This window comes from Brachybacterium tyrofermentans, assembly GCF_039526165.1.
Taxonomy (GTDB): Bacteria; Actinomycetota; Actinomycetes; order Actinomycetales; family Dermabacteraceae; genus Brachybacterium; species Brachybacterium tyrofermentans.
The window spans coordinates 63,057-75,021 of record NZ_BAAAIR010000043.1 but is presented as its reverse complement, the minus strand read 5'-3'; the positions used below and the strand labels follow the sequence as shown (position 1 = coordinate 75,021).

The following is an 11,965-nucleotide window of genomic DNA, read 5'->3' as shown; positions in this document are numbered from 1 at the left end:
CTCATGACCTCCACCGCCGCAGGCGACGCGCCCCGGATGCCCGACAGCCCGACCCCCGACAGTCCGACGCCCGACAGCTCGAAGCGGGGCTCGTCGACATCTGGCTCCTCGACGCGGGAGCGCTCCTCGCTCGACATCTCCAAGGTCCTCATCGAGAGCCGGGCCTTCCTGGCCCTCGCGCTGATCATCGTCATCTTCTCGCTGCTGTCCCCGAACTTCCTCACGGTCAACAACCTGCTGATCATGTCCTCGCACGTGGCGATCTTCGCGCTGCTCTCCCTGGGGCAGCTGCTCGTGGTGCTCACCGGCGGCATCGACCTGTCCGTCGGCTCGATCCTCGGGTTCACCGCCGTGATCGGCGGCTTCCTGCTGCGCGGCGTACCGATCAGCATGTTCGGGGTGACGCTGTACCCCAGCGTCCCGGCGGCCGTGCTCATCGCGATCGTGCTCGGCGGGGCGCTGGGTCTGATCAACGGCGTGCTCGTGGCGAAGTTCAAGGTCGCGCCCTTCGTGGCGACCCTGGGCATGCTCTACGTGGTGCGCGGCTTCGCCCTGCTGATGACCAACGGACGCACGATCAACGACCTCTCGGGCGAGGAGGCGCTGGGCAACACGGGCTTCGAATGGCTCGGGTTCAACCGCATCCTCGGCATCCCTGCCGGCGTGCTCATCATGGCGGTGATCGCCCTGGTCATCGCGGTGGTGCTGGGTCGCACCACCTTCGGTCGGTGGTTGTACGCGACCGGCGGCAACGAGCGCGCCGCGCAGCTGTCCGGGGTGCCCGTGCGCACGGTGACCGTGTGGGTGTACGTCATCTCCGGGCTGTGCTCGGCGGTCGCGGGCATCATCCTCGCCTCGACCCTGACCAGCGCGAGCCCCACCGCCGGCAACACCTACGAGCTGACCGCGATCGCCGGCGTGGTGATCGGCGGCGCCGCGCTCTCGGGCGGCCGCGGCACGGTGCGCGGCACCCTGCTCGGCGCCTTCGTGATCGGCTTCCTCTCCGACGGGCTCGTGCTGATCGGCGTCTCCGCCTACTGGCAGACGGTCTTCGTGGGTGCGGTCATCGTGGTCGCGGTGCTGCTGAACACCCTGCAGTACGGCCGCCCCGGCGGCTCGAAGCGCAGGGCCCGACGGAAGCCCGGGACGGACACGGGCGCCTCGCCGGAATCCCCGTCGGCGCAGAACTCCTCGCCCCAGCGCTCCCCGTCCGATCCCCCGCTGGCTGAGCCCTCGTCGACTGAAACCCCGTCGACCGAACCCTCGTCGACCGAACCCTCGTCGACCGAGCCTCCGCGCCGGGGGTCACCACCGACCGACTGATCCAACCTCCGACCCCTCGACCCAGCTCTCCATCCACCCAGTCTTCTCCATCCACTCAGTCCTCTCCACCCGCTCGCTTCTCTCCACCCGCTCACTCCTCTCCATCCATCCGGCTCGCCGCATCTCGCGCACGAGCTCCGACGCCTCCCGATCGGGAGACGTCGCCCTGAAAGGAACACATCATGGAACGCAGGCATTTCCTCTCCGCACTCGGCATCGGGGCCGCAGCGGCCGGTCTCGCAGCGTGCTCCGGAAGCTCTGACGACGCCGGAGGAGGCTCCGGCGGCGGGTCGTCCGACGGCGGCAGCGATGGAGGCGGCGGGGGCACGGACGGCGGTCTGATCACGATCATCGTCAACGACCCCTCGAACCCGTACTGGAAGATCGAGGGCGACGTCGCCGCGGCGAAGGCCGAGGAGCTCGGCTACACGACCACCATCGGCGCCCACAAGGGCGACACCAACACCGAGAACACCCTGGTCGACACCGCGATCTCCAACAAGTCCGTGGCCCTGATCATGGACCCCGCGAACGCCGACGGCTCGATCGGCACCATCAAGAAGGCCATCCAGGCCGAGATCCCCGTCTTCCTCATCAACGCGGAGATCAACGAGGCCGGCCTCGTCAAGGCGCAGCTGGTCTCCAACAACGCCCAGGGTGCCGCCCTCGGCGCCCAGGAGTGGGTGAAGCAGATGGGGGAGAAGGGTCAGTACGTCGAGCTGTTCGGACTGCCCTCGGACAACAACGCCCAGACCCGTTCCAACGGCTTCACCACCACGATCAGCCAGTACCCGGATCTGGAGAAGGTCGGCGAGGAGGTTGCGGACTGGGACCGCACCAAGGGGCATGACAAGGCCCAGTCGCTGCTCCAGGCCAACCCCGATATCACCGGCCTGATCTCGGGCAACGACGAGATGGCGCTGGGAGCGATCGCGGCCTTCAAGGAGGCCGGGGCGCTCGAGGGGATCATCGTCGGCGGCTTCGACGGCTCGCCGGACGCCATCGAGGCGATCAAGAACGGCGAGCTCGCCTACACGGTGCTGCAGCCGGTCGCGACGTTCGCGGAGCTGGTCATCGAGATGGCCGATGACCTGCTGCGCAACGGCACCGAGCCGGAGACCGAGAAGCAGGCGCTGGACTGCATCCTCGTGACCGAGGACAACGTGGACAAGATGACCGCGCCGTTCACCTACACCGAGTGAGGCCGGGCGCCGCCGCGCCGCGAGGCGCGTGCGGCGCCTGATCGTCATCGCCCCACCGATGATGCACGTCGGTTCCCAGTGGCACATTTGTGCTTGACGTATGTTCTGGATTCGGCCTATGGTCGTGCCGATCCTCGGCCCGCTTCGCCGAGCCCGGGGTCGCGTTCGAAGGTCGGGGATCCGGCCGCGCCCACACGAAGGAGTGTCCTGTATGAGTTCGGCGACGCAGGCAGCCGGTCCGATCGGTGGAACAGGCGGTCGGGAGACCTTCCTGGACCGCCTCGGCATCCCCCACGTGCTGCGCTGGGGCTTCCTCGGCGTGCTCGTGTTCATGACCGGCAACGGCATCGAGTCGAACTTCGTCTCCCCGCACATCGCGCAGGCCTTCGGCGGCGGCGACGACAAGATCGACCTCGCGGCGAAGATCATCACCGCCTACAGCCTCGCAGTGCTCATCGGCTCCTACCTCGCCGGGGCCCTCTCCGACCTCATCGGCCCGCGCCGCGTGATGGCCCTGGGCGTGGCTGTGTGGGTCGTGTTCCAGCTCGCCTTCCTCGGCTCCCTCCAGCTCGAGTCGGTGCCGCTCATCGCGATCTCCTACTTCCTGCGCGGCTTCGGGTTCCCCCTGTTCGCCTTCGCGTTCCTGGTATGGATCAACGCCGTGATCGACAAGGAGCGCAACGGCGCCGGCGTCGGCTGGTTCTACGTCATGTTCACCGGCGGCTTCCCAACCCTGGGCTCGATCGTCGCCGTCTTCCTGATCGGCGGCTTCGGCGGCGGCCACACCGGGCAGACCGGGGCGATGGCTGCCTCCACGGCAGTGGTCGTGGCCGGCTTCCTCATCGCCTGGTTCGGGGTGCGCGAGAGGCACGGCACCATGCGTCTGGCCCCCGAGGGCGAGTCCTCCGGAGCCGTGATCCTCTCCGGTCTGCGCCTGACCTTCACGAACAAGCGCATCGCGATGGGCTTCCTGACCCGCCTGATCAACACCGCCCCCGAGTTCGGCATGTTCATCATCCTGCCCAACGTCATCGCCGGGTCGATCGACGACGGCGGCCTGGGGTGGAGCCAGTCGCAGTGGCTGGTCATGACCGCGATCGTCTACGCCGGGAACATCCTGTTCAATGCCGCCTTCGGCACGCTAGGCGACAAGTGGGGCTGGACGAAGACGGTGCGCTGGTTCGGCATCGTCGGCTCCGCCATCGGCCTGCTGCTGTGGTGGTACGTGCCGCACATGGTCCCGGCCGGCTCCGACTGGGGCTTCGTGGTCTCCGTCGCCGCGGGCACCGTCTTCGGCATCCTGCTCGCCGGCTTCGTGCCGCTGGGCGCGATCATGCCCGCGATCGCCCCGAAGCACACCGGCGCCGCGATGGCCATGTACACGACCGCCGCGGGCGGCGCGACCTTCCTCGGGTCCGCCGTGGTGGCGATCGTGCGCCCGCTCGCCGGGAACGTCGGCGTGGTCTGGGCCTTCATCCTGCTGTACGCCTGCGCCTTCACGATGACCTTCTTCTTCAAGGTCCATCAGCCCCGCCTGCACGGACCGGCCATCGTCGAGGACGAGGCCGACGCGAGCACCGCGGCGTCCTGAACGGACCCTGTCCCGCACGGACCCTGTCCCGCACGGACCCCCGTCCGGTCCGTCCCGCACCCCACCGAAAGAGACACCGATGACCTACCTCTTCGATGATCCGAAGTCCTTCCCCGCCGACGCCGTCGAGGGCCTCGTGGCCGCCCATCCCGAGGAGCTGCTGCAGGTCCACGGCGGCGTGGTCCGCAAGAACGCCACCCCGCAGGGCCAGCCGGCGCTCGTGGTCGGCGGCGGCTCCGGCCACTACCCGGCCTTCGCCGGCTGGGTGGGCCCGGGCTTCGCCCACGGCGCACCGTGCGGCAACATCTTCTCCTCGCCGTCCTCCGACCAGGTCTACTCCGTCGCCAAGAACGCCGAGAACGGCGGCGGCGTGATCCTCGGCTTCGGCCACTACGCGGGCGACGTGCTCCATTTCGGCGTCGCCGCGGAGAAGCTGCGCGCCGAGGGCATCGACGTGCGCATCGTCGCGGTCAGCGATGACGTGGCCTCCGGGGCGAAGGGGAACCATCGCGATCGCCGTGGCATCGCCGGAGACCTCACCGTGTTCAAGATCGCCGGCGCCGCGATCCAGGGCGGCGCGGACCTCGAGGAGGCCGAGCGCCTGGCCTGGAAGGCGAACGACGCCACGCGGTCCCTCGGGGTCGCGTTCGACGGCTGTACGCTGCCCGGCGCCGACGATGCGCTGTTCCACGTCCCCGAGGGGAAGATGGCCATCGGCCTGGGCATCCACGGCGAGCCCGGGATCGACGAGGTGGACATGCCGTCGGCCGCGGAGCTCGCGAAGGTGCTCGTGGACGGCGTGCTGAAGGAGACCCCCGAGTTGGACTCCGACCGTGTCGCCGTGGTCCTCAACGGCTTGGGCACCGTGAAGTACGAGGAGATGTTCGTGGTGTGGAAGCATGCCTCGGCGCTCCTCGCCGACGCCGGCCTCACGCTGGTGCGACCGGAAGTCGGCGAGCACGTGACCAGCCTCGACATGGCCGGGCTCTCGCTCACCGTGATGCGCCTGGACGAGGAGCTCGAGCAGCACTGGCTGGCCCCGGCCGACACCCCCGCCTTCCGTCGCGGCGGCACGGTGGGCGGCGACCTGGGGGAGGAGCGCGGGGAGCTGTACACCCCCGGCGAGGACCCGATCCCCGAGGCCTCCGAGGGGTCCCGCGGCAGCGCCGAGCGGATCACCGCGATCCTCGGCGAGGTCGAGGCCCTGCTGGGTGAGCTCGAGCCGGAGCTGGGCCGGATGGACGCGGTCGCCGGCGATGGCGACCACGGCCAGGGCATGGTGCTCGGCATCCGCGCCGCGCAGGCCACCGCGCAGCGCGTCACCGAGTCCGGCGCCGGGGCACGCACCGTGCTCGTGCAGGCCGGGGCGTCCTGGTCCGCCGAGGCCGGCGGCACGTCCGGTGCGCTGTGGGGCGCGGCCCTGACCAGCCTCGGCAGCGCCTTCGCCGACGAGGAGCCCGTGAGCGACGAGCAGCTCCTCACCGGTCTCGTGCAGGCCGTCGAGGCCGTCGAGCGGCTGGGCCGTGCGAAGCCCGGCGACAAGACGATGGTCGACGCCGCGGTGCCCTTCCGGGAAGCCCTCGCCGACGCCTCGGGATCCGCGGCCGACGCGGTCGTCGCGGCGGCCGCGAAGGCCACCGCCGCCGCCGAGGCCACGGCGGACATCGCCGCCACCATGGGCCGGGCCCGCAACCACGGCGACAAGTCGGTGGGCACCCCGGACCCGGGCGCGATCTCCTTCTCGAAGATCGTGACCCTCCTCGGGGAGCAGTTGAGCAGCTGAGCAGTTGAAGAGCTGAAGAGCTGAAGAGCTGAGCAGCTGAGCAGCTGACCGCCAGCACAGACCCCGCCGCGCTAATACGGGCAGTCGGCTGCACATCCAGACGACCTCACGACCACACGACCACGACCACCACGAAGGAGCAGTCATGGGCTGGAAGATCATCACCGGATCCGACAACGCCGGGTACGGCCACAAGAGCGCGCTGAAGGAGCTGCTGGAGAGCGACCCCCGTGTCGACTCGGTCCTCGACGTCGGCGTCACCGGTCGTGAGGACGGCACCTACTACCCGAATGTCGCCGTCGAGGCCGCGGAGAAGGTCGCCGCCGGCGTGGCCGACCGCGCCCTGCTGATCTGCGGCACGGGCCTCGGCGTCGCGATCGCGGCCAACAAGGTCTCGGGCGTCCGCGCCGTGACCGCGCACGATCTGTACTCGGTCCAGCGCTCGGTGCTCTCGAACAATGCGCAGGTGCTGTGCATGGGCGAGCGCGTGATCGGGCTGGAGCTCGCGAAGGAGCTGGTCAAGGTGTGGCTGGACCTCGAGTTCGACCCGGAGTCCTCCTCCGCCGCGAAGGTCGACGCGATCTGCGCCTACGACGGGTCCCTCGACCCGGCCTGACCGGCGTCGTAGCGGCGGGTCCGCCGGCCCCGCGCCGCCGGCCCAGCGCCGACGGCCCGGCGCCGACGGCCCGGCGCCGACGGCCCGCCGACGTCACGTCGAGAAAGGTGCCAGCCGACTGGCACCTTTCTCGACACGACGCTCTGTCGCTCTGCGGGGCGCGCTCCTCGGCACGTCCCGGGCGGGGTTAGGTCACGCTGTTCCGCTGTTCCGCTGTTCCGCTGTTCCGCTGTTCCGCTGTTTCGCTACTCCGCGAGGGCGCGTCCGCGCTGCTCGGGCAGGGTGAACGCGGCCGCCGCGGCGAGGGCGAAGGCGATCGCGAAGGCGACGAAGGCCAGCACCTGCCCGCCGGCCACGACCAGCACAGGCACCAGGAAAGGCGCGAGCATCGAGGCGATCCGGCCGAAGGCCGCCGCCGCGCCGGTACCGGTGCCGCGCACCGCCGTCGGGTACAGCTCCGGCCCGATCGCGTACAACGCACCCCAGGCTCCGAGGTTGAAGAAGCTCAGCGCGCAGCCGGCGGCGATGATCGTCGCCTCCGAATCGGCCAGGCCGTAGCAGGTAGCGGCCACGGCGGAGCCGGCGAGGAACACGGTGAGCGTCCATCGCCTGCCGAGCACCTCGATCAGCCACGCGGCCATCGCATAGCCGGGGATCTGGGCCAGCGTGATGATCAGCGTGAAGGTGAACGACTGGGTGAGGGAGAATCCGCGCTCCACGAGCAGCGTCGGGATCCAGATGAAGGCGCCGTAGTACGCCAGGTTGATGCAGAACCACACCGCCCACAGCCCGGCGGTGCGGGCACGCAGAGCCGTCGACCAGATTCCTCCGGTGCGCACCGTGTCCGCCGCCGGGACCTCGCCCACGGCGGACGGCGCAGCAGCGCTGACCGTGGCGGCTGCGCGGGCCGCGGGAGCCTCCGACCCTCCGGCCGCGTGCCCCGACCCGCCGGCCGCGTGCGCTGACTCGCAGGCAGTGTGCGCCGAGCTGTCGGCGGACGCTGCCCCGGCATCCAGCCCGGCCGACTCCTCGAAGCTGCGCACCACGCTCTCGGCCTCGTCGTGACGCCCCTTCTGCTCCAGGAATCGCACCGACTCGGGCATGCCCCACCGCACCACCAGGGAATACGCCGCGGGGACGAGACCCACGGCGAGTGCCCAGCGCCATCCCGTCGGCCCCGAAGCGGCCACGAAGGTGCCGATCACGGCGGCGAGGATCCAGCCCAGCGCCCAGAACGCCTCGAGCCACACGATCACGCGGCCGCGGATCCGGGCGGGGGCGAACTCGCTCATCAGGGTCGAGGCGACCGGCAGCTCCGCGCCGAGCCCCAGGCCCACCACGAAGCGCAGCGCGATGAGGGCTCCGACGCCCATGGCGAGCGCCGAGGCGCCCGTGGCCAGGCCGTAGACCAGCAGGGTGAGGGCGAAGACGCTGCGTCGGCCGATCCGGTCGGCGAGCAGACCGCCCACGCTCGCGCCGATCGCCATACCGGCGAAGCCTGCCGAGGCGATCAGGGAGCCGTCGCCCTTGGAGATCCCCCAGTGGACGCTGAGCGCGGCGATCACGAAGGAGATCAGGCCGACGTCCATCGCGTCCAGCGCCCAGCCGATGCCGGAGGCGCCCAGCAGCTTCCCGTGCTTGCGGGTGAAGGGCAGCCGATCCAGGCGCTGCGACCTGGTCAGAGTGCTGCCCTGGTCCGAGGGGGACTCGTCGGGTGAAGCGGGGGCAGGGGTCATCGTCATCTCCGGGAGGGGCAGGAAGGTCCGGGGGACATCATGACGCACGGTCGCGCCCGACGGGGGCCGGGCCGGACGCAAATGCGAGTCTGCGCCGAAGCCGAAGCCGAAGCCGAAGCCGAAGCCGAAGCCGAAGCCGAAGCCGAAGCCGAAGCCGAAGCCGAAGCCGCAGCAGGCGCAGGAGCCTGGCCGGAGTCGGTGCCGGGTGCTCCCGGCGGGGCGTCAGCGGTGGGCGTGCGCGGTGAGGTCGGGCAGCGCCTCGCCGCGCAGCACGGCGAGCGCGCGTCGGGCACGGGCGCCGCCCCAGGGGGAGAGGATGTCCGCGTCGGCCTCGTCGATCAGGGCCCAGTCGTCGAGCTCCTCGACCTGCGGGATCACCGTCGCTTCGAGCTGGGCGCGCGGGATCATTCCGGCGTCGAACACGAAGTGCACGCCCATCGGGGCGCTCCGCACGGCGCTCGAGGGCATCCAGTCGATCGCGAGCACACGGCCCACCTCGACGTCCAGGCCGAGCTCCTCGGCGACCTCGCGCTGCGCGCAGAGTCGGGGATCTTCGCCGGGGTCGACGCCGCCGCCGGGCAGCAGCCAGTGGTCGCGGTAGTTCGGCTTCTCGACCACGAAGCGGCCGTCCTCGTCGCGCAGGATCACCGCGCCGGAGCTGATCACCGTGGGCAGGGAGGCGAAGTAGGCGGGGTCCGGGAGCAGTCGGGGCATGACCCCATCGTGGCACCATCGGCGCCTTCGGGGCAGGGGCAGTCCGTCAGCGGGCGGATCCTGCTGCCGGCGTGAAGCGCACCGAGGTGCCGGGTGCCGCCTGGGCCAGTCGGTCCAACCCCGCACGGGTCACGACGGCGACCACGGGATACCCGCCCGTGGTGGGGTGGTCCGGGCCGAACACGACCGGCAGGCCCGACGGGGGGACCTGGATCGCGCCGGGCACCATCGCCTCGCTGGGCAGCGACCCCGTTCCCTCGGGGACCGGCAGCGGCGGACCGTCCAACCGCACGCCCACCCGGTCCGAGTCCGAGCGCACCGTCCACTCAGCTCGGAGCAGGGCGTCGAGCACGCCGCGGCCCAGGAGATCGTCGCGAGGTCCGGTGTGCATCGGGATCTCGAGCAGGTGGCGGCTGGGAGATCCTGCCCCGCCATCGTCCGCACGGGTGGTCGCGTCGTCGGCCGCAGCGTCGGCTGCATCGTCGACCGGGCCGTCCTCATCGGTCCGGGGAACGGCATCCGGTACGGCATCGAGCCCCTGCTCGCGGCCGACGGTCAGCACGTCGCCCGTGCGCAGCGGCGCCGGTCCGAGCCCCGAGAGCGTGTCGTGCGAGAGGGAGCCGAGGAACAGGGAGTCCGAGGTCTGCTGCTCGTGGTCGGCGGTTCCGGCAGCGTGATCAGTTCCGGCAGGGTGCACCGCCGCGTCGGACGCCCGTTTCACGCCGCAGATCCCTCCGCGCACCGCGACCAGGCGGCGCAGACCCTGCAGCGGAACGCCCAGCGTCAGGACGTCGCCGGGATCCAGGGCGATCGCCCGATCCAGACCCTGGCCGGCGTCGAGCTCGAGCGCTGTGCCCTCGGGATCCGCCCGGCGCACGGTGATCTCTCCCGCTCCGCCGGCGACCGCCAGGACGGTCGGGGCGAGGGCGCGCAGCCGCACCGGCCCCAGCAGCGCCTCCAGGGCGGTCGCATGGGTCCGATTGCCGACCGCGGCGTCGGCCCGGGCCAGCGCTCCCCGATCGAAAGCCCCCGACGGGCTCACCCCGATCGCCCCGTGGCCGGGCCGTCCGGCATCCTGCAGCAGCAGCTGCGGTCCGGGAGAGAGCACCTCGAGCGCCGGGTCGCCGGGCGGCGGGAGCGTCGCTGCGGCATCACGACGACGGCCCAGCCGACGAGGTGCCGCTGCGACCCCTGACCTCGCCCTGGCCAGGACAGATGCTCTGGTCGTCGTGGAGGACGTGGAGGACGTGGACGTCGTAGAGGACGTGGTTGGTGTGGGAGCCGTGGCGGCGGCCCGCACGGACGGTCGACGGGCGACGAAGCGCACCCGTGATCCGGGGAGGAGCAGCGCGGGCGGCGTGCGTTCCGGGTCGAACAGCTCGGCGTCGGTACGCCCGATCAGCTGCCACCCGCCCGGGGAGGGCCGGGGATAGATGCCGCAGTACCGGGCAGCCAGGCCGACGGCGCCCGCGGGAACGGAGGTGCGCGGCTCTCCTCGGCGCGGAACGTCCCAGGGCGGGCCGCCGGCAGGGCGTCCGTCGGCGCCCGACTCTTCAGCGACCGGCTCCGCGGTTCTCGGCTCCTCGGCGACCAGGTACGGGAACCCCGGGGCGAATCCGCCGAACGCCACGGTCCACAGTGCTCCGGTGTGCGCGGCGATCAGGGCATCGGTGCTCATCGAGAGCAGGTCTGCCACCTCGGCGAGGTCCGCCCCGTCGTAGACCACGGCAAGGGTGTGCTCCGCAGCGTCGGCCTGCTCCTCGGCCGCTGCGGGCAGGGTGCTCAGCAGGTCGGCGAGCTCGTGGCGATCGCGCGGCGCCGCACCGACCAGCAGCAGCGTGCGTTCCGCGGGGACGAGGTCCACCAGATGCGAGGGGGCAAGAGCTCGCAGAGCGGCGGCCGCGGCGAGCACGGCGCCCGTGTCCGGATACTCGGCCAGGATCGAGACCTCCCCGGCCTGGTGCACCGCCGAGGGCGGCCCCAGCAGCTCAGGCGCTCCGGCTCCGTCAGAACCGCTGCCCACAGAACCGCTGCCCACAGAATCTCTGCCCACAGAATCCCTGGTCACAGAGCCGCCTCGAGCCGCACGCCGACGTCCTCGAGACGGTCGCGGACCGCGCGGGCGAGCGTCACCGCGCCGGGGGTGTCCCCGTGCAGACACAGGGAGCGGACGGGGAGATCGACCCACGTCCCGTCGTCAGCGCGCACGCGGCGCCCGGTCGCGATCTCCAGCGCCTGGTCGACGACGGCGTTCGTGTCGGTGAGCACGGAGCCCGGGCGACTGCGCGGCAGGAGCGTCCCGTCGGAGAGGTACGCCCGGTCGGCGAATCCTTCGAGCACCACGTTGATCCCGGCCGTGCGTGCCGGCGCGAGGACGGCCGCCCCGGGAGCGGCGAGCAGCGACAGCTCCCCGCCGAGCTCCCGCAGGGCCTGCACCACGGCGGCGGCCTGCGCGTCGTGGTGGGCCAGGGCGTTGTACAGCGCCCCGTGCGGCTTCACCCCGCGCACCGTGGTCCCCTCGGCCCGCGCCATCGCCTGCAAGCCGCCCACCTGCACGATCACGAGATCCGTGAGCTCGGTCGGGGAGATGTCGAGGAAGCGTCGGCCGAAGCCCTGCAGGTCCGGATAGGCGACGTGCGCCGTGACCGCGACGCCCCGGGCGGCCGCGCCGCGCAGGGCCGAACGCATCGTGCCGGGGTCCCCGGCATGCCCGCCGCAGGCGATGTTCGCCGTGGTCACGACGTCGAGCATGGCGGCGTCATCCCCCATCGACCAGTCACCGAAGCCCTCCCCGAGATCGGCGTTGAGGTCGAGCAGCACGGGGTCAGCGGTCATCGGTGATCGTCTCCTTCACACGGGGCGGAGGTGCACTTCCCTTGCCGGCCTCTCTCTGGCTGGCCTTTCCATTGTCGGCCCTTCCATTGTCGGCCCTGCGGCCGCGGGGCGACAGCCGACGTCAGTCCGCCAGGTCGTGCGGTCCCTCGGCCCACACCGGAAGCG

General features: G+C 71.5%; 9 protein-coding genes. 5 read left to right on the top strand and 4 right to left on the bottom strand.

Features of this window, described 5'->3' with window-relative positions; translation table 11 throughout:
- Nucleotides 1-3 precede the first annotated feature (3 nt).
- From ABD093_RS12370 to ABD093_RS12350, 5 genes are all read left to right on the top strand, one after another.
- A complete protein-coding gene (locus ABD093_RS12370; protein ID WP_343924816.1) occupies nucleotides 4-1,323 on the top strand; it encodes an ABC transporter permease subunit in 1,320 nt (439 codons plus the stop codon).
- Nucleotides 1,324-1,505: 182 nt separating this feature from the next.
- Nucleotides 1,506-2,525 (top strand): D-ribose ABC transporter substrate-binding protein, encoded by a 1,020-nt coding sequence (locus tag ABD093_RS12365; protein ID WP_193116959.1) that lies wholly within the window; start codon nucleotides 1,506-1,508, stop codon nucleotides 2,523-2,525.
- Between the two features lie 211 nt (nucleotides 2,526-2,736).
- Nucleotides 2,737-4,116 carry an RbtT/DalT/CsbX family MFS transporter gene (locus ABD093_RS12360; RefSeq protein WP_343924813.1) on the top strand — a complete coding sequence of 460 codons (1,380 nt, stop codon included), beginning with the start codon at nucleotides 2,737-2,739 and terminating at the stop codon, nucleotides 4,114-4,116.
- A gap of 79 nt (nucleotides 4,117-4,195) precedes the next feature.
- Nucleotides 4,196-5,899: a dihydroxyacetone kinase family protein gene (locus ABD093_RS12355; protein ID WP_343924811.1), complete on the top strand. Its 1,704-nt coding sequence runs from the start codon at nucleotides 4,196-4,198 to the stop codon at nucleotides 5,897-5,899.
- A 145-nt stretch (nucleotides 5,900-6,044) separates the two neighbouring features.
- Nucleotides 6,045-6,515 carry a ribose-5-phosphate isomerase gene (locus ABD093_RS12350; RefSeq protein ID WP_343924809.1) on the top strand — a complete coding sequence of 157 codons (471 nt, stop codon included), beginning with the start codon at nucleotides 6,045-6,047 and terminating at the stop codon, nucleotides 6,513-6,515.
- A gap of 245 nt (nucleotides 6,516-6,760) precedes the next feature.
- Here the strand turns inward: ABD093_RS12350 and ABD093_RS12345 are convergent, their stop codons facing one another.
- From ABD093_RS12345 to ABD093_RS12330, 4 genes are all read right to left on the bottom strand, one after another.
- Nucleotides 6,761-8,251 carry an MFS transporter gene (locus ABD093_RS12345; protein ID WP_343924807.1) on the bottom strand — a complete coding sequence of 497 codons (1,491 nt, stop codon included), beginning with the start codon at nucleotides 8,249-8,251 and terminating at the stop codon, nucleotides 6,761-6,763.
- 222 nt (nucleotides 8,252-8,473) lie between these two features.
- Nucleotides 8,474-8,965 carry an NUDIX domain-containing protein gene (locus ABD093_RS12340; RefSeq protein ID WP_193116964.1) on the bottom strand — a complete coding sequence of 164 codons (492 nt, stop codon included), beginning with the start codon at nucleotides 8,963-8,965 and terminating at the stop codon, nucleotides 8,474-8,476.
- 46 nt (nucleotides 8,966-9,011) lie between these two features.
- Nucleotides 9,012-11,033, bottom strand: coding sequence for a 5-oxoprolinase subunit B/C family protein (locus ABD093_RS12335; RefSeq protein WP_343924805.1), 2,022 nt, complete (start codon nucleotides 11,031-11,033; stop codon nucleotides 9,012-9,014).
- Nucleotides 11,030-11,800, bottom strand: a complete 771-nt coding sequence (locus ABD093_RS12330; RefSeq protein ID WP_193116965.1) for a LamB/YcsF family protein — start codon at nucleotides 11,798-11,800, stop codon at nucleotides 11,030-11,032. The genes ABD093_RS12335 and ABD093_RS12330 overlap by 4 nt, the downstream gene beginning before the upstream one ends.
- Nucleotides 11,801-11,965: the final 165 nt, after the last annotated feature.